Genomic DNA, 19,649 nt, shown 5'->3' on the forward strand with positions numbered 1-19,649 from the left:
AAAAGCTGCACGTTATTATAATATGCAAGATATGTGCCAACTTTTCTGGTTTTGGTTTGCTTCTATGCTACGTTCCACTTTACACAAGTAAAAAAGCCAAGTGTGTAAGACAATACACACTTGGCAGGTCCATTTTTCTAGTTTACTTCCACCTGATTGGAGAGCATCATCTGTGTTAAATATGCGATTTCTGATTGTGGGATGACGATATCATATTCTATCTCAACGTTTTCCATCATTTGTTGTGTAATTTGCATTTCCACCATATGATTTTTTGCAAATTCGTTTAAATCTGGAAATTCTCGGTCGACAGCACCAAGCTTCACTCGTTCGATAAGGAAAGCAAGATGGAGAATCATACCGATGTCTACACCTGATTCTAAAATAACATTTAATTGTAATTGCAATTCGGAAATGACCTTTCTTAGAAAATAAACAAGTTGTTCTGCTGAGCTCACTGCTTGTAGATTTCCTTCCAAAGAAGCAATTAATTTCTCATATGGAACTTCATCATTTAAAATTCGAGAAATAATTCCGAGTCCGCCTTCTGACAAGACTTCCAGTGCACTAAAGAACGGGATATCTCGATATTCGAAAGCAACAGAACCCATGATAGCAAGGATATTATATTCTTCCATTAGCTGGTCAATCCGCTCACGAAAGGCTTCTTTATGCAAAAATTGTAGCACGATAATTTCGATTTTTGTTTCATCGATAATTGGTGTGACCACTTTGCGAAGCTGTTCCGCCACGCCTTCTCCTGTAAAACAAGTGAAAATAACGGCATTTTTGACAGGTTTAGCACGCAATACATGTGCTTTATATTTATTCTCAAATAATTGTTCGCAACTTTGGTAAATGTCTTCTAATCCCCGACCTAGTGAGGCCTTTCGCATCGCTTCCAAAACGACCGGTGTACTTACCATGCTGACTGTTTTAGTTCTAATCCCTACTTCTTCCGTCAACATATTCCCAAAAGAAGTTAATGAACCCATATCTGAAAGTAGTAAAACACCTTTCACAGGGTTTAATTTGATTACCGTTTGTTTTAGTTTTTCATACATTGCCTTCACTTCGACCGTAAGCGGCATATCCAGTGCAATGCCACTATCAATACTTAATAACTCTTGCACGGTTTCTACCATACTCGTCGCAGTGGAACGTCCATGCATCATGACAATGACTTCGACTTGAAGTTCTTGAGAGAGTGCAGTATCCACGACTTCTTCTGTTAAAAACATTGTTAAAAAGCCAATTTCGTCAAATGGAATTTCGATTCGCAATTCTTGTTCAATTAGTGCCGATAAATCAATCGCTACTTGGAACTCTTTGGGATATTTTTTGCGAATATTATTTAAATCTGGATGAATAATATGTTTTTGCTCACGAACTCGTTCGATGGTACTTTGCAAATGTAACGAAAAAGCGAATTTCATTTTTTCATTATATTTGCGATTTAGTTTTTCTTCCGCCATCGCGTAAACTTTTTCCGTTAATTCCCAAACTGCTGGATCAATAATTTCTTTGGCGGTTTGGTGAGTTGGGAGTTGAACCATGTAGTCATGGAAATACTGGTCGACATCGACATAAAGCGCTTCTTCTAATTCGCTTTGATCTTTCCCTTCTTTCATTAGTTGATCGGCTTTTTCTTGAATGGCATGATAAACATCGTGTACATCTTCTACTTGCGCCGAGGCATCACTCGTATCGACAAATTTAAAAATTGCTTTATTAACATCAATCAGTCGATTTAGTTTTTCTGGTTCATCTTTTAAGTGAAGTAACCCTTTTTGTACATGAATCGGCAAATCATCTTGTTCAATCAAGATATAATTCGCTGTTTTTGTTTTATAATGCAAAAAAGCTTTAGCGCAAGCAAGTTTTAAATCACGTTGAAGTTGGCCTACATTGGCACTCGCATGATAAAGTAAAAAGGCGATTAATGCTTTTCGGTGCACACGAATGGATTGGTGTAGGCGAATGGCTTCTTGATTTAAGAAAAACTCAATTAATTGGTAACGCTCTTCTAAATTCCTTTCGGCAAGTGCTGGTAGAGTAATCGTCATTGGAATACGTCTCGTAAACGTCTCTAATAAGAAATTATCTGGTGATTCTGTTGTCGCACCAATAATTTGAACCTGAGCATGATGAACGTTAGCGCTTTCTCCAAGTGGCCGAAACTCACCTTTATCAATGAATGTAAAGAGCATTTCTTGACCTTCTGGAGGCAAGCGATGAATTTCATCGAGAAACAGAATGCCACCATCTGCTTTTTTTAGTAATCCTTCACGGGTTTCTTCTGCCCCTGTATAAGCTCCTTTAATGACACCAAAAATATGTCCAAATAAAAGTTGCGGGTTTTGCGCATAGTCCGCGCAGTTAAATGAAATAAAAGGAGCGTCGGCTGGAATGGTTTCCGATTCTTTGGCAAATTCGTACATACATTCAGCAAAAAGAGATTTACCTGTCCCAGTCCGCCCTAAAATCAAGCTATGCAAGCCATTCGGTGGATATAGAATCGCTGCTTTTGCCTGTTGAATACTGACTTTCAAACTATCTTCTGAACCAATTAAGCGGCCAAAAGCGGATTCTGACTGTGCATTTACTGGTTGTACCGTTTTGGTAGTAGTCTTTAAAGTTTGATAAAAAACCGGTTTTCCCGAAAGTTTATCAATTCTTTTTTCTTTAAAAAGATCATTTAGATATCGACTAGCATTCGCTCGGTCCATTTGAAGCAATTCTGCGACATCAGCAGCAGATACTTTTTCTTCTTTTTCCTTTAGAAGTTGGAGGACTTCTTCTTTTCTACTAGCCATCTACTCTACTCCTTTTTAAATCTCTATGTTTCCATTATACCTTTTTAAATAGCATCCTCGCAACGATAAAAATTACCCATAAAAAAAGCGCTTGTGTCTTCCTCTCGCTGAAGGGAGAAAGACACACGTGCACTTATTTAAACTTTTTAAAATTTGTTGGTTTCTTTTTGGACTTATCCATGTTGTTATTTCGTTCAGATTTGAAAGACTTTGTTGATTTTTCTTTGCGCACAGATTTTGTTTTATCAGCTGCTTTTCCTTTGAACGCGGGTTTGGTAGCACTGCTTGTTTTTTCTTTGCGTACTTGTTTAGGTGGTCGAGCTGTTTTTTTAGCAATTTTATTTTCTGGTACAGCTCCGTCGAGTAGTTTCCCTTGGTAAAATCTAACTTGTTTTCCTTTTAAGTTATGGATAGTTAGATATTGTTTTAAGGTTCTAATTTCTCGTGGATTGGCAAAAGTAATGACCGTTCCAGCTTTCCCCATTCGACCAGTACGTCCTGATCGATGCGTATATTCTTTTTCACTTGCAGCTAGATCATAATGAATAACGTATGGTAAATCTTCTATGTCTAATCCACGCGCAGCCACGTCAGTAACGATTAAGTAAGTTAAGGTTCCTTTTTTGAAATCATCGAGATATTTTTTGCGTTTTTCTTTGCGGATTTCTCCGTGAATTCCAGCAGCTTTCACTTTATCGAAATGAAGTTTTTCGAGTAAAATTTCCATTCGTGGTTTGTCTTTTACAAAAACAAGTGCACGCATGTCTTTAATATGAGAAATCCGGCGTAATAAAGTTGCCTTGTCGCGAGATTCCACATCCATATAAAGATGTTCCACATTCGTTAATTCTTCAGGTTTCGCTGTCACTTCTAATACGACTGGTTCTTGTTCTGTTTGACCGAAAAATGTTTCGGGGTTTTCTAGTTTAGTAGCAGATACAAGTGTCAATTGACGATCGCGTACGGCACTTTCAACAATTTCGAGCGTGCTTTTAAAGTTTTCTTGGCGAAGTAACTGATCACATTCATCTAAAGTGATTGTTTTAATTTCGTGCATTTTAATTTTCTTTTGTTTGATTAACTCTAATGCACGTCCTGGGGAAGCAACGATTATTTGTGGTTTTTTCTTTAGTTTTTCAATTTGGCGTTTTACATTCGCTCCACCGATTAGCGATATCACTGTCAAATCTTCACTTGGTAACCACGAGCGGATTACCTCCGTGATTTGCATTACAAGTTCATGAGATGGCGCTAAAATTAGCCATTGTATGTGCGGGGTTGCTTCCATTTTTTCCAAGGTTGGCAGCGCATATGCTACTGTTTTTCCTGTTCCAGTTGGCGACACCGCTAAAACATCTTCGCCGTCTTTGATTGGCTGATACATCGCACGCTGAATTTCTGTTGGCGTTTCGTAGCCATGTTCTTGCCATTTTTCCGCCCAAAAGCTTGGGATTTTTGATTCTGTCATGATCGGACTCCTTTATTCGTTCTTCCTTGTATCATACCATGCTTACTGCAAGTCTGCACTTTTATTTAGGATTTTTGTGGCGATAAATAGCAGAAAAACACCAAAAAGTAGGTTAAAAATAAAGACTAGGATGGAAAACTGAAATTCTAGTCCAATAGAATAATTAAACTGTATTTCTGGACCTAGATCTGGCAACCAGCTACTTCCGATATGCGTTTGTGCTCCATTAATCAGCAGAAAATAAATAATCGCGGCTATAAATCCAAAGCGGTAACCATTTATCGGAATCATACTAAGCGCCGTCGCTACAATAACGATGCAAACAAATGACATTGTAACAAGCCAACTCCCGATAAAAGTTTCGCCAATTATTTTGAGAACGATTAGAAAGCTAAGTTCGGCGTTACCAATTGCCGCTAAAAGTAACGTGAAGAAAAGGAATCCAGCGGTTAAGATAGTCACTTCCACTAAAGCAACAATTAATTTGTTCACTAGTATTTTCCATATAGGTGTTTCGGTTTGAAAAAATAAATAACGTTTTTCATCATATACGCCTATACTGGGTGCTGCCACAAAAATAAGCACCCAAATAATTAGCCAACTACCCCCAATAATACTAAAAAGTGATGAAAGAAACTCATCCCCAGAAGTAAATGTTGCTACGGAACTACCTGATTCTATTACTAACTGGACACTGTAACCTTTTACTAATTTATAAATCACCCCTGCTAATAAGCAAATTAACCAACCAGAAAAAGTTGCCAAAAACCAATAACGACGTGCGTTCCATTCTAATTTCCAGTGTGCTTTAAGCATGTCCAAATACCTCCCGATAATAAGTCACGACCGATTTATGTTCCACATCTCGAAGTAATTCGGTGTCTTTACGGTCGATAATTTCGCCGCGATTCATTAAGATAATTTCGTCAAACATCATTTCCATATCTTGAATTAGATGTGTTGTAATCACAAGGGTTGCTTCTTCTTTTAAAAACCGAGCGATACTTTTAACGATATCATCACGCGAAATCAAATCAATCTCGGAAAAAGGCTCATCTAACAAATAAAGGCTAGCATCTCGACATAAAATAAGGGTTAGCATTACTTTTGCTGCATTTCCTTTTGAAAGATATTTGGTATTTTCTTTAACATTAACACCGAGAGAATGAATCATTTCAGTTGCTTTTTCTGAACTGAAATCCGGAAAAAAGCCATGATAAATTTGAAAATAATCGCGAATCACCATGTTTGGTAAAAAATCTTCACTCGGTAAATAAGCAATTCGAGTATCTCCTGCCATGGTAATACTTCCGGAAGTTGACTTTAATAATCCGGAAATCGCATTTAACAAGGTAGTTTTTCCAGCCCCATTTGGTCCAAGTAGCCCGATTATTTTTCCTTGCTCCAGCGTTAAGTTAATGTCATTTAATGGTTTGTGTCTACGATATTTTTTGGTTAGACCCGTTATTGTGATTATGTTATCCGTCATGTTCAGTACTCCTTTTTGTTAGTAGTTCTATTGCTGCTTGGCTGTTTAAACCAATGCTTTCTGCTTCTTCCAAAAAACGTGTAGCGATTTCCTCGGCCAGCTCACTTTTTAGTTGTTCGAAAACGGCTTTTTCTGAAGTTACAAACGATCCCATTCCCCGCTTGGCATAAATGTAACCGGCACGTTCTAGCTCTTGATACGCTCGACTAACTGTATTTGGATTAACAGCAAGTGATGCTCCCATTTCACGGACAGACGGTAATTTATCATCTGATTTCCATTCTCTTGTAACCATCTTTTTCTTCATCCAATCGCAAATCTGACTGTAAATGGGTTTATCTGTATGGAATGTTGGTTTCATTATTACCTCCTCCATCTGAAACTAGTGTATTAAGTGAATAGTACACTTGAATTAAACTTATTGTCAAGCACAAAAAAGCCAGGAATAAGTATTAAAACACTTTTCCTGGCTTTCCTTAAAATTATTTTTCTATATTAAAGCTTGATGTTACAAAAAATAGTGTTAGCCATATTAATAATATTTAACTTTTATAATAACCAACATATAGATTAACATATTTGCTCCCGTTTTTTGGGAATACATGGTAAAAAGGTGTTGCTATATTCAAATTATTTACTTCTAAGGTAGCTAATAATTCTGCATAAGACTGCTCCGTAACGTTATCAAAATCGCCCACAATGATTGTTTTTAGCAATGGAGTGATTTCAAAATAAGAAGCAAATTGATAATCTTCTACTTCAAAGATGTTTTCAATGATTGGAAAAAACATTTCGATATCTATCATTTCATCTGTTGGAACATTATTAAGGCTATAAAAAAAGGGACCTTTCAAATTATAACCTTCATCAATAATGCCAGAAACAAAATTTTTATAGTTCTCTTCCATTTCAGAATAATAAAATTTAGCTCTTTTACTTACAACATTCTGAAAGCTAATTTTGTCTGCTGTAAAGACTTTTGGCAACAATTTCATAGTTTGTCTACCTCACAATATAAATCAATAACAATATCGCCTTCTAAATCCAGAAGAATGTGATAAATTGTTAATAAAATACCTTTTTCGTTATCAATCTTTTCCTTAATTTCATTATAAGGTATAGCTTCTTCTTGGTCATAATGACGATAATAATAATTTGTAGTAAAGTCTAGTCTTTCTTTATAAAAAAACTGTGACTTATTTTCTCCAACAATGTTTATTTTATTGCCAACAGTGGATAAAATAGTCACATCATTTGATTCATCAAATGGATTGTATTCAAAGATAGTGGGTGAATCTGCAAAATATCCATTCTGAATTAATACTTTCTTAAACTCAGCGCCAATTTCAGCAACTTGGTCAAATATCTCTTTATTAGAATCAAGTGTCGCACTAAATCCAATAACATTATTTAGGCTAAATTGTCTTGTTTTTATTTTCATTTTTTTCTCCCAACATGCTTATTTTTTATTTTTTTTATAATCCATTGTATCAAAATTATCATAAATCCAATTAAGATGACAATTACAATAAATCCAAATATATTTTTTATTGTTTTAGATAATGCAAATTTCTCATCAATTTTCACCATACCAACTATTATAGCTATTCCTATTAACACATATATATACTTTTTCCTGAGTATTGATTTCAATCTCCCATTGAAAGAAAAGGGCTTCTGTTCTTTATACTCTTCCCAATAATCTCTATTTACAGATTTCAAATATGTTAGGTAGCCAATTTCTATCAGCAATCTTGTGAAGGCTAACACAAAAACCAAGGCAAGTAAAAGTCCTAAAATAAATAAAAAATTTGTAAAAAATACGCCTGTAATACTAACTACTCCAAAAATAATCCAAGCAGAATTAAAATTAAATACCTTAGAAAAAGCTAGATAATTAGCAACTTTTCTTTGTTCCGAAAAGCCTTTCCTTATATTTTTTCTAATCCAAAAAACATTATAACAAATAGTCAGTAGAGCTACTGTTCCAATTAAAACTAGAAATATCATTGAATAGGTTGCATTAAAATCAGCTATGTTTGACTTATACCCAGTTGATTTACTATTACTAATCATGAATGAAAGAGCTACTAAAATAACTAATTCAATTAATAAAGTAAAAAATAATAATATAGAATTAAATACCTGATGTTTATAAACTATTTTTTTGGGAACAAGAAAAAAATAGATATTCAATACAATCGCATAAACCACATAAAATTTTAGCATCCCATATAAAATTGTGCTTGCTATATTATTGTACCAAGAGTGAATTTCTATTCCTGGGATCAATCCAATAATTGATAGGACTAACAAAGCAATTAATTGGATTCGTAGTGCCCCCACTGAACCTCTAGTTTTTGCCAAAGAAATAAAGTATTTTTTATTTAATGATTCTGAACTGTTTATATTTTCTACCATAGATATCACCCATTCCCAAATAAGAATCCTCCAACCCAATCACCTACTGCTTTTGTGACAGTCTTAACACCATCTTTAACATGATCTACAGCACTTTTTTTAGGAGGTCCTCCAAATTCCCAATTTATAGCTACATTAATTCCAACACCCACTGCTGCACCAACAACCGTCCCTAATGGGGGAAGGAATACTGACCCAACCATTGCACCAACCGCAGTAGCACCTGCAGCTGAACCAATGTCAATTGCAGTATCTGTTACAAAATCGACTGTCTCTCCTGCATCAAGTCCATCAGATAAGTCTATATTTGCTGCAAAATTATTTCCAATTGTTAAACCTGTCCCAAGGATACCCAGTCCTTTTCCAAATTTACCAACTTTTGAAGCATCTCCCCACCCTTTAAAATCATTAATAGGATTTAATGCTTCTTTAAAATTTGAAAGTCCTGCTAACTTTAACTCTCCAAAGTCAATACTCCCATTTGGAAGCATAGAGTAATGATAATTTCCCAGATCAATACCAGATTTGTTTTGGAAATTTTCACCTAGATTATAAACATGACCTCCATTTGCTGTTGGTTTAAATAAAAATCTATTTCCTAATTTTAATCGACCTAATGAATCTTGAGTGATAGCAACACCATTTAGAAAAGCACGACCATTTACAAAACTTATAGTTGAAATAGTTCCATCTTTAATATAATCTAAAAAGTCTGGGCCAAATTTATTAAGGTTTTCGATTAGCCAGTTTTCTGTCTCTTCTGGTGTCATATTTTCCGGTGCATGTGTAGCAATATAGTCTGGTGAATTTTTAAATGCTGTTACATCTTTTTTGCCTGTAAACCAGCTTTTGTCTGTACCAGTGGGCAAGGTGTATGAGCCATCAGAATTTATAATCGTATTATCTAACACTAATACACCTTGCATAGCTATATTTAAATCGTTAAGACTATCACTAAACAATCCATTTGTTTGTGAAGAAAAAGTATGTAACTTATCTAATTTTAATTGTAATTGCTCAATATCATCCTGAATGCTATCTGACATTTGATCTAGTTTTTTCTGAAAATCAAGTAAAGAATCTAGTATTGCTGTAGCTGGATTATTTCTTGAAGCAGCTTTTGCAAGAGATGAAGCAAAGTCAACAGAAGCTTTCATCATTTTTTTTATCGCAATTTGCTGATTTAAATTTTCTTCATTTAAATACCCTTCATTTGAAATGTTTTGATCAGCTGTTTCATATTTTTGTATCTCTAGTTCAATTGCATCACAAGCAGTAGTTACTCGTGTAATAGTTGGGATAATCAGATCGCTAAATATACCTTTTCCCGCAGTATAAGCTGCACCCGCCAATGAATTTCCATCTACTGCTGCAATGACCTCTTGGCTTCCAAGTTTTAGTTGGTTGATTGCTTCTTTTCCATTTGTTAAATTACTTGTTAAAGATTGAACTAATTCGGCAGACTCACTACTTGAATAAACTAATCCCAAGGAATATCACTCCGCTTCTTATAAAGGATTTCACGTTCTTCGTCCATTTTTTTCGTTTCATTTTTGTAGGCTGATACAATCTGGTCGTTGGATTCACGTAGTAATTGACGAAATGATTGCTCTTGCTCTTCATTATGACGTTTTAACTTATTTGTTTCGAAGCTATCAAATCTTGCATTTTCATTATTTAAATTGTTTAGTTCCTGAAAACCTCTACGAAAGTCTACTTCCAAATTATAAATAGATTCTTCAAGTTTTCTTTTTCCGTTGCTGAGCTCATCCATTTGCTGTTCATTTTCTAAAATTAGCTGATTATATTTCGCACGTTCATAATCATTTGACTTTTTATTCAAACAATTCACCTCTTAAAATGTAATTTGACTATCTTGAAGGGCAATAAGTTCTGCAATTTTGGGGAATTTTTCGCTTTGAGTCGTCACACAGTCAATTAGTTGCGCTAAATCTGTCAACAACTGGTTATTAACTTCCATTCCTGTCTTCATACTGGTTATTGTACTTTGCTCTAAAGAGACTTGTTGTCCTTTATTTATAGTCACTGATTTTACTCCCGCAACGGCAGATGTTGCTGAGCTAGTACTTGAAGCGATGTTACTCATGAAATGTCTCCTCCCGTCATTTATACTAAAATTAGTATATCAAAAAATTGGTACATACTTCCACTAATATTAAAATAGTTGACTACTAAATAATCAGGGTAATTATGTTTCGCCACAAAAAATACCGACCTCCAAAAGTTAGATTTTTGGGGTCGGTTCATAGTATTACGCTTTCCTTTAAATTATTTTTCTACATTAAACCAAATATCATTTTGATGGCGGAGTTCGTTTGAGACACGTAGTACTTTTAAGCTTAAGTCAGCTAAGTATTCATAGGTATCACGGTCACTTTGTTCGATAATTCTTGCAAACTCTGCAGCTTCAAATTGCATATCATTAGGAACAGTTGGTCCTGCTAGTTCGGTCACTTCTTTTGTGGCATTATCATAAAAAGTAATATTTTCAATACCCGTAAGCGGATCAATAATCAAGGTTCCTTTTTGACCATAAATTTCGCTTGGTAAGAAGGACTGTGAATTTTTCCCTTGAATAATCGTGATGTTAAATGTAGGATATTCCAAAATAATTGGTCCTAATCCATCCACCCCAGTTGGTAGTTTTGTGGCAAAATAAGTTGCTTTCACTGGTTCTCCGAATAGAGTAATTGCTGAATAAAGCGGATATACGCCTAAATCAACAATCGAGCCACCTGAAAATTTCAATGAGAAGATATTTGGTTCTTCTCCATTTAAAACTTGGTCATATCGGGATGAATATTTCATATAAGATAGTGTTGCCCCATGGATTGTGCCAATTTTTGTTAAATTTTCTTGCACTTTTTTGAAATTAGGTTCTTGAATATGGCGAGCCGCTTCAAATAAGAAAACATTATTTTCACGAGCAATTTGGTGCGCATATTCAAGTTCTGCCACGGTAGAAAAAATTGGTTTTTCAACGATGACATGTTTTTTATTTTTGAGTAGGCTTACCGCATGCTCAAAGTGAAGGGCATTCGGGGAAGCAATATAAACAGCGTCTAGTACGTCTGCTTTCCCCATTTCTTCTATGTCTGTAAAATAAGTTAGTTCGCCATATTTTTCTCCAAATGCGCGGGCTTTTTCTTCTGTTCGTGAATAAACAGCCGTAAGTGTCCACTCTCCTGAATTTAAAGCGCCTTCAATAAAGGCATCTGTAATCCAATTTGTCCCCATAATTCCAAGTTTCATTAGCCAACAACTCCTTTTTATTTTATTTTAAGTATACCTTAAAATAAGTAAAAAAGCGTACTAATTGTTTGAAACAGAGGGACCACTAATTCTAGTAGTATAGATTATTTCGTTTTCTGCTTTGCCACCTTCTAGAAGCTCGACTAATTTATCGGCTGCGACAGCTCCCCATTTATATTTGGAATATTCTATCGTTGCAAGGCGCGGCACTAAATATTCGCTAATATCAGTATTATCAAAACCAATAATCCGGACATCTTTGCCAATTTCTAATTCGGTTTTCGCAAAATAACGATACATTCCAATTGCCATATTATCATTTAGCGCAAAGACCGATACTGGTGCTTTCCAGTTTTTCGCGATAATAGCCGCAGCATTTTCACCGCTTGCTTCCGAAAAGTCTCCTTCAATGATATGCGCTGTCTTATCCCCAGAACGAGCTAGTTCTTGCTTGGCTGTTTCTAGTCTAACTCTGGCATCATAGGAATCTTCTGGACCTGTAACTACATAAAAATCACCTGTAAAATTAGTAGATAAATAATCAACGGCAAGCGTAGCACCACCCTTATTATCCAGCAGAACTTGGCAGACATTTTCATGCGATAATTCACGGTCAAGCACGACGATTTTATGACCACGACCGGCATAATTGATAATCTCCTCTGATGGGAAATTGGCATCTAAAATAATCGCACCGTCAATCATTTTCTCCGGTAAAAATCGGTGTGTCTTCGTGCCACTGCATGCAATGAGTTCATATCCATGTTTATAAAGCGTTTGCGTTAAACCTTCGAGTAATGTCCCGTAAAATATCCCGCCATAATTCGTTAAGTAAACTCCGATTATTTTCGTTTCTCTTGTTTTTAACGTTCGCGCTGCCATATTGGGAATATAATTCAATTCATTTGCGATGGTCATAATTCGTTTTCGCGTTTTTTCGGTCACTTTTGGGCTGCCATTAAGTGCATAGGATACTGTTGATATGGAAACCCCTGCCTTTTTCGCGATATCTTTAATTCCTACCACGTGAATCGCATCCTTTTCTCTTTTCTTTTATTATACACAAAACAACCTTAGAGACGGTTATTTTTTTGAAATTTAATTGTAATTTGTGAACATTTTGACGTTAAGTTCTTTTTAGGTAAAATGATTGCTCCAGTTCGGTATGGATTCGCTTCATTTTCTAACGGTTGTTTTTCGCCGTCTACTAAAATCCCTGCATCGTCTGAAAGTTCAAATGTAATATCTAGTGGATAATTATCCAGCTCTATGTGACACTCCAAACCATCTAATTCCGCTGGTAAAATTGGGTCAAACATAAACGCGTCTTCGGTTTGACGAATACCGAGCACCGAACTAATTAATTGGTGCAAATAGATTCCGGGGCCACTTGAATAAATACGCCAACCACCTTTTACAGGGATCCTACCTTCTTTTACGCGTGAAAACTCATTTTGTGCCTGATAGCGATCTAAAAAAGCTGCATCAGAACTACTAAAATAAGTGTTACTTTGGCGCAGCATTGCATTTGGCACGACTTCTTTAATATTGATTGGGTTAATAACTTCCAACATGTGCCATGCGTTGGTATCACCTATTTTTGCTAATGATTCAATATAACGAATATGCGCATGAACATATTGTAAACCGACTTCTCTGCCAAAATTTGCCGCTTGTTCGGCGCGTTTAAAATGGGTGCTTACACCACCAGCATAATGCGCTGGTTCACTCATTAATCTGACACCATCAGGATGGAGTAAATGGGTGTCGATAATATCAAAATTTCGCTGTGCTTGCTCTTTACTAACTAGTTCAGCAATGACACTTCTAGTTAGTGGAATTAAGCGATATTTAATATTCGTATCTTTGTCTTCTGGATGAATCATCCATACCGGTGCTTTTCCTTCTTCTAAATAAAGAAAACCAGGAATGACATCTGTTTTACCAATCATATATTGTTCGAAATCCGTTTGTACTCTAGTCGCTAGTGTGGCAAATTTGTCTCCTGTTGGTAAATATTCTGCTAGACGTTTGAACGCTTGATAAGTTAACGCCACAGTCCAACTGGAAACCATATTTTTCTTAAGCTGTGCATTGGCTGGTTGAAGCGTGTCATCCCAGTCACCATCCCCATAATTTGACAGTGCTGTTCCTTTCATAAAGCGTGATTCGATTGTCTTCACGGTTAATTCAATATGCTCCATCAGCGTGCTTGTCTCATTAGTGAAGTTTTTCGATGTCCGGTCCACGAAAGGGATTTTCTCTTCTAAAATTCCGGTATCACCAGTCATTTCCAAATAATCACCAATAATCTTCAGTGGCCAAACTATCACATCGCCGTGGCTTTCTTCTTGTTGAATCGAAGTGTATTTATCGAACATAAACCACTGTGGCCAGTCTCCAGTATCCCTATATTGATGCGAATAAATCGTTAAAATCAGCTTACGTAAAACAGCTTTATTCCCCGTCGCAAGGAAAAATTCGAATGGGCCTTGGCTGACATCTCGAGTGCCCCAAGCAGCGCCACTATATTGTTCCAAACCATGTGGAGAGGCATAATGGACTAACATTTGGTGCGCATACCAATATACGGTTAAATTTAATTTTTCTGCTGCCATGCTCGGATGATTCAAATGAAACTGTGCTGTTAATTCATCATAATTGGCACGAATCTCTTTCATTGCCACTTCTAAATCCGGCTGAATTTCAGCAAATTCTTCTGTGAATTTAGTTTGAACATGGAAAATTGCATGATTTGCTGCTTCAAACACAAAGACATCTAGTCCCGCTGTCCCAACAAATTCTTCAGCAAAATAACTTTCATCTGTTACCGTTTCGTAGCTTCCATCGACACGGAAACGAAGCGCAGGATAAGTGGCTAAAATCGGTGAATCATCGGCTGGATAATAAGTAACAACATTATTCTCGATAGCCTTTTTCACAGTTGTGTCATATTCATTCGTTCCCATAGTGACTTGGTTCGTTAAAACAAGTTTATATGCTCGTCCCTGTTCTGATTTTACAGTAACATAGGCTTCCTTACTTGCTGTTGTCAAAGTGGTTTGAACGGTAATAAGATCATCCGCTAATTGATAATACCACGTGGAGTAGTTCGTCCCAGTCTCCCAAACAGAAGGTACCCCTAGTAATCTAAGTTTTGAGTCTTGCTCTAAATAAATTCGTACTCCACTAGTTTGAAGAATGTTAAGCGGGTTTCGCGCATGACTATTCCATTTATTCATATTCGTATTTCCAGCAACGAGTTGGGATAAAAATGCACCATACATATAAGTAGTCGCCGAAAGTGTCGTTTCTGGATTTAACAGATTCACTTTATCAAGCAAAATACTACCATGTGGGCGTTCAAGTTGCGCCTCTTTTTCGCGAGTTACTACATGTGCATAGTTAGGAGTGAAAAAGGATAAAATAGCATCATCTTGCTTTTCTTCTTGAATACGGTCTGGAAATTTCGCTTGTAACCAATCTTCTGAAACTGGTTCTCCAGTAATTGGCTTTTCGATATTTTTTTTGCGGGTTATTTTATTGACTGTTCTATAGTCCGTTTCTGCTTGTGATGCTTGTAACTTCATTATGTTTTCGTGTTTGGCGCCAGAAGCTACTGGTTGATTTTCTGTTACATAGCCATAGAAAGTTGTTGCTCCATTACTTTGAAATTTCTCTGTTTGTAAAGTGATTTGGGCAAATTCATACTGATAGACCCGATTTGGCAGGTCTGCTTCTGTTAAAGCTGCTAATTGATTTGTTAACTTATAATTTGTTCCATATATATCAAATCCGTCTGTTGCATAGCCAATAATTTTAGTGGAAGCGCCCATTTGGATGGCCGGAAATTGATCGTTTTGTGGTTGGTTTTGGCGAGCTTGGATAGTGAATCCGGCCTCATCTTCTGTTACATGGTAATCTATATACTGCGACATATAAGCCTCATTTGTTCGGACAGCCGCTTGTTCTGCAAGACCTAAATCTTGTAAATAAATTAAATCAAATTCAGCTTCTCCCTCCACTTGTACATCATAAAACCAACCTTGTGGATGAAACTGCATTTGCACGTTAAAGCTAAAAGGACCCACTTCACCTCGATAACTTACACCAGTTTCACTAAAAGTAACATCTGCTCCTTCTGATAATAAAGGATAGGCTACTATGTTATTTTTTTGGTGTTCGCGCACATAAATTTGCGACAATCTATTTTCTAACGGATTTTGGATGACTTGATTTAACATGATATCATTTAATTTCATCCACGCTAACTGCCCTTGTTGATGAAAAGCAGCAGTAAAATTCACTTGCTTTATTTCGATTAATTTTGTCACTAGACTTCCCCCACTTCCACTTCAAAAGTATCGACATTTTCACTACTTGTTCCAACAAAAATTCGGTGTAATCCTGGTTCTTGCACTTTTTCTAATCGATGGTTGTAGAATGAAAATGCCTCCGTTGTTAATTCAAAAGTAATTGTTTTTTCCTCACCTGGTTGAAGCGCTACTTTTTCAAATGCTTTTAGTTCTTTGACAGGACGTGAAATGGTGGCTGTTACATCTTGTACGTAAATTTGAATCACTTCTTTTCCTGCAATTTGGCTTTTATTTTTCAATGTCACTTTCACTTCTAATGACTCACCTAGCTGGATTTGTTTTGGCAACTCGGCTGTCTTCCATTCGAATTCACTATAGCTTTTGCCGTAACCGAATGAATAATAAGGTTCATTTGGAATATCAAGATAATGAGAAACATAACGTTCGCCTTTGTTTGCTTCTGTTTGCGGTCGGCCGGTTCGTAAATGATTGTAGTAAACAGGAATTTGCCCCGTAGTTTGTGGGAATGACATTGATAATTTACCAGAAGGATTGCTTTTGCCGACTAATAAATCCGCTGTTACCCGACCTGCTTCTGTTCCTGGAAACCATAGTTCTAACAGCGCGTCACTTACTTCTGCTAATTCTTTTACTTCTAGCGGTCTGCCATTAAAAAGCGCGACTACAACTGGTTTCCCAAAAGATTTTACATAGTTCGCTAAGTCATATTGTGCTTCTGGTAAACGGATTGTAGCAAGGCTTCCCGCTTCACCGCCCCATTCATTCTTTTCACCTAACGCAAGCACCACCACTTCTGATGACTGGATTGCTTTTTCAATTTCAGCTTTATTTTCTGCTGTAAGTGTGGTGTAGTCAGTGCTTACAGTTGTTAATTCAGAAAAAACTTCCACCAAGCCTGTTTCAACGTTAACGCCGTCTTTTTCGTCCCCGTAAACATTCCATCCGCCAAGAATATCGTTGGAAGTGGCAAGCGGACCAATTAGCGCAATTTTAGTCGTCTCAGCGAGCGGCAATATTTGCTGTTTATTTTCTAGTAAAACAGCAGATTCCAAGCCTGCTTCCCGTGATTTCCGGCGATTTCCAGGAGTTAAAATATCCATTTGACGCGATTTTTCTTTCAAACCACGATACGGATCCTCAAAAAGTCCTAAGTCATTTTTTAATTGTAAAATACGTAAAACTGCTTCATCTACTAAACTTTCGGATAATTTATTAGCTTCAATCAACCCTTTTAATTCATGTATATAGCAAGTGGTCATCATTTCCATATCAACACCAGCTTCCATTGAAAACTGGGCGGCTTCTGCTGGATTTCTTGCAGTTCCGTGGTTAATTACTTCAGCAACCGCTCCCCAATCAGAAATTAATACTCCGTCAAAATTCATTGCTTGTCGTAAAACGTCTCGATTTAACCATTTGTTCATAGTTGCCGGAACTCCATCTACCACATTAAAAGCAGTCATGACAAGTTTTGCTCCCGCATGAATCGCTGCCTCATATGCTGGTAAATAATTTTGATATAGCTCGCGCGTAGACATATTCACCGTATTATATTCAAGTCCAGCCTCCGCCGCTCCGTATGCCGCAAAATGTTTTACACAAGCAGCAAGATTCGCTTTATTTTCATGAAGTTTGCTAGCATCACCCTGATACCCTGCAACCATCGCTTTCCCCAACTCGCTGTTTAAAAATGGATCTTCCCCAGTGGATTCCATCACACGTCCCCACCTAGGGTCACGTACTAAATCAAGCATCGGTGAAAAAGTGACATGATGTCCGTCTGCAGTAGCCTCAAGTGCTGCAACTTCCGCCATCGTCCGCACGGTTTCTCGGTCAAACGAACAACCAAGCGCAAGCGGAATTGGAAAAACGGTTTTATAGCCATGAATGACATCCGCCATAAAAATCAGTGGAATTCCTAGTCGGTTTGTTTTTAAATAAGCTTCTTGAATTCCGAGCATATCTTCTGCTGAACTCGATCCAAGAACGGAACCTGCATTTTCAGTATGAGCATCCGTTAATTTCATTTCTTGAAGCACCGGCCCTGTCAATTCGGCGTTTTCCTTTGCTCCTTTAAAAAGAAAGGGAGATAATTGTAGACATTGAGCAATTTTTTCATCTAACGTCATTTCCGCCAATAAAGCGGTTAAATTCTCTTGTTTCATAAGAACCTCCTGAACACATTTTTCGAAACGTTTCTATTCAAATATAACAACAGTATAAGCGCTTTCTTTTCTTTAGTCAACAGAAAAAGAACTTCACATAAATAATAATCGACTTTCATCAGTTTCTTCTATACTATTCCGTTTTCTCAAAAATCGCATACAGAAAATAAACTTCCTTTAAAACCATTGATACATATAGCTTCATGCAACAAATTTAAAAAAAATTTAGCAATTCGCTTGAAAACGATTACATTATATACTATAATAATCTTGTCGAAACGTTTCTATAAAATATTCAGTATGTGAATTAATTTTCACAATTTGTTTTTCCCAGTACGTAGCAAGCATTGTTCCGTACAACTTGTTTTATTTCAGATACTTCAGTCATAAAGAGTTGTTTTGAAAAAAACCAAAAAATGGAGGAAAAATCATGAAAAAAAAGATGTTTGCACTATTAGCTTTGTTGTTATCACTTAGTTTAGTTCTTATGGCGTGTGGGTCAAAAGATGATGCAAATTCAAGCGATTCTAAAGTATTAAATGTTTGGGCAATGGGAGACGAAGCAAAATCTTTAAAAGAACTAGCACTGAAATTTACGAAAGAAACGGGCATCGAAGTAAAAGTTCAAGTTATTCCTTGGGCAAACGCACATGACAAACTACTTACTGCCGTCGCTTCCAAATCTGGTCCCGATGTTGTCCAAATGGGTACAACTTGGATGCCTGAATTTGTCGAAGCTGGAGCATTACTGGATATTACAAAAGATGTAGAAAAAAGTAAAAATATGAATTCCGATTTATTTTTCCCTGGTTCAGTGAAAACAACACAATTTGACGGGAAAACTTATGGTGTTCCGTGGTATGCAGAAACTCGTGTACTCTTCTATCGTACAGATTTACTGAAAAAAGTTGGTTACGATGAAGCACCAAAAACTTGGGATGAATTATCAGACGCTGCTTTAAAACTTTCCAAACGTGGCAAAGATATGTATGGTTTCGCAGTTGATCCAAATGAACAAACGACTGGTTTCATTTTCGGTCGTCAAAATGGTTCTCCTTTGTTTGATAAAAATGACCAACCTGTTTTCAATAAAGCGCCTTTTGTTGGTGCTGTTTCTTACCTAGACAGCTTCATTAAAAACGGTTCAGCTCCTGATACCGATCTTGGTTTAGACGCTTCTCAAAGCTTTGGTGGAGACGGTATCGTTCCAATGTTTATGAGTGGTCCTTGGATGGTTAACACTTTAAAAGATACTGCACCAGACATTGATGGGAAATGGGCAACTGCAGTTTTACCTAAAAAAGAAAACAACATGTCTAGTTTAGGTGGAGCTAACCTTTCCGTTTTCAAATATAGTGATAAAAAAGACGATGCGCTGAAATTCATGGATTACATGAGCCAACCTGACGTGCAACTTTCTTGGTTAAAAGATACGAACTCGATGCCTGCTCGTATGGATGCATGGGAAGACGATATGCTCAAAAACGACCCTTACTATAAAGTATTCGGCGAACAAATGCAAACTGCTGAACCAATGCCACTAATTCCTCAGTTTGAAGAAATTGCTCAACTATATGGTAAATCTTGGGAACAAATTTATCGTGGTGGTGCAGATGTACAAACACAAATGGATACCTTTAACGATCAAGTAGAAACGCTTCTTAAAAAATAACGAATAAA

General features: G+C 36.6%; 16 protein-coding genes. 1 reads left to right on the forward strand and 15 read right to left on the reverse strand.

Going from position 1 to position 19,649, the window contains the following annotated elements; all coding sequences use genetic code 11:
- Window positions 1–137: 137 nt before the first annotated feature.
- From JL53_RS09585 to JL53_RS09655, 15 genes are all read right to left on the reverse strand, one after another.
- Window positions 138–2,816, reverse strand: coding sequence for a sigma-54-dependent transcriptional regulator (locus JL53_RS09585; protein ID WP_038407497.1), 2,679 nt, complete (start codon window positions 2,814–2,816; stop codon window positions 138–140).
- Between the two features lie 133 nt (window positions 2,817–2,949).
- Window positions 2,950–4,284, reverse strand: a complete 1,335-nt coding sequence (locus tag JL53_RS09590; RefSeq protein ID WP_038407498.1) for a DEAD/DEAH box helicase — start codon at window positions 4,282–4,284, stop codon at window positions 2,950–2,952.
- A gap of 42 nt (window positions 4,285–4,326) precedes the next feature.
- A complete protein-coding gene (locus JL53_RS09595; RefSeq protein WP_038407499.1) occupies window positions 4,327–5,100 on the reverse strand; it encodes a hypothetical protein in 774 nt (257 codons plus the stop codon).
- On the reverse strand, window positions 5,093–5,773 hold the full coding sequence (locus JL53_RS09600; RefSeq protein WP_003720027.1) for an ATP-binding cassette domain-containing protein: 681 nt from the start codon (window positions 5,771–5,773) through the stop codon (window positions 5,093–5,095). Before JL53_RS09600 ends, JL53_RS09595 begins: the two co-directional genes overlap by 8 nt.
- Window positions 5,763–6,134: a GntR family transcriptional regulator gene (locus JL53_RS09605; protein ID WP_003720028.1), complete on the reverse strand. Its 372-nt coding sequence runs from the start codon at window positions 6,132–6,134 to the stop codon at window positions 5,763–5,765. Before JL53_RS09605 ends, JL53_RS09600 begins: the two co-directional genes overlap by 11 nt.
- Window positions 6,135–6,315: 181 nt before the next feature.
- Complete coding sequence (locus JL53_RS09610; protein WP_003720029.1) at window positions 6,316–6,768, reverse strand: DUF5085 family protein; 453 nt, start codon at window positions 6,766–6,768, stop codon at window positions 6,316–6,318.
- Window positions 6,765–7,214: a hypothetical protein gene (locus JL53_RS09615; RefSeq protein WP_038407500.1), complete on the reverse strand. Its 450-nt coding sequence runs from the start codon at window positions 7,212–7,214 to the stop codon at window positions 6,765–6,767. The genes JL53_RS09610 and JL53_RS09615 overlap by 4 nt, the downstream gene beginning before the upstream one ends.
- Window positions 7,211–8,194, reverse strand: coding sequence for a hypothetical protein (locus tag JL53_RS09620; protein WP_038407501.1), 984 nt, complete (start codon window positions 8,192–8,194; stop codon window positions 7,211–7,213). Before JL53_RS09620 ends, JL53_RS09615 begins: the two co-directional genes overlap by 4 nt.
- Window positions 8,195–8,199: 5 nt before the next feature.
- On the reverse strand, window positions 8,200–9,684 hold the full coding sequence (locus JL53_RS15180; RefSeq protein ID WP_052010594.1) for an LXG domain-containing protein: 1,485 nt from the start codon (window positions 9,682–9,684) through the stop codon (window positions 8,200–8,202).
- Window positions 9,675–10,037: a hypothetical protein gene (locus JL53_RS09630; RefSeq protein WP_003720033.1), complete on the reverse strand. Its 363-nt coding sequence runs from the start codon at window positions 10,035–10,037 to the stop codon at window positions 9,675–9,677. The genes JL53_RS15180 and JL53_RS09630 overlap by 10 nt, the downstream gene beginning before the upstream one ends.
- Before the next feature lie 12 nt (window positions 10,038–10,049).
- A complete protein-coding gene (locus JL53_RS09635; RefSeq protein ID WP_003720034.1) occupies window positions 10,050–10,301 on the reverse strand; it encodes a hypothetical protein in 252 nt (83 codons plus the stop codon).
- A gap of 182 nt (window positions 10,302–10,483) precedes the next feature.
- On the reverse strand, window positions 10,484–11,467 hold the full coding sequence (locus tag JL53_RS09640) for a Gfo/Idh/MocA family protein (protein ID WP_038407502.1): 984 nt from the start codon (window positions 11,465–11,467) through the stop codon (window positions 10,484–10,486).
- Between the two features lie 60 nt (window positions 11,468–11,527).
- The gene (locus JL53_RS09645) at window positions 11,528–12,493 is read right to left on the reverse strand and encodes a LacI family DNA-binding transcriptional regulator (RefSeq protein ID WP_003720036.1); all 966 of its coding nucleotides are present in this window, start codon (window positions 12,491–12,493) and stop codon (window positions 11,528–11,530) included.
- A gap of 47 nt (window positions 12,494–12,540) precedes the next feature.
- Complete coding sequence (locus JL53_RS09650) at window positions 12,541–15,801, reverse strand: GH36-type glycosyl hydrolase domain-containing protein (protein WP_038407503.1); 3,261 nt, start codon at window positions 15,799–15,801, stop codon at window positions 12,541–12,543.
- The gene (locus JL53_RS09655; RefSeq protein WP_038407504.1) at window positions 15,801–17,969 is read right to left on the reverse strand and encodes a glycoside hydrolase family 3 N-terminal domain-containing protein; all 2,169 of its coding nucleotides are present in this window, start codon (window positions 17,967–17,969) and stop codon (window positions 15,801–15,803) included. The genes JL53_RS09650 and JL53_RS09655 overlap by 1 nt, the downstream gene beginning before the upstream one ends.
- A 430-nt stretch (window positions 17,970–18,399) precedes the next feature.
- Between JL53_RS09655 and JL53_RS09660 the strand changes: the two genes are divergently transcribed.
- A complete protein-coding gene (locus JL53_RS09660; RefSeq protein WP_003720039.1) occupies window positions 18,400–19,641 on the forward strand; it encodes a sugar ABC transporter substrate-binding protein in 1,242 nt (413 codons plus the stop codon).
- Window positions 19,642–19,649 lie beyond the last annotated feature (8 nt).

Origin of the sequence: Listeria ivanovii subsp. londoniensis (assembly GCF_000763495.1) — a bacterium.
Classification (GTDB): Bacteria; Bacillota; Bacilli; order Lactobacillales; family Listeriaceae; genus Listeria; species Listeria londoniensis.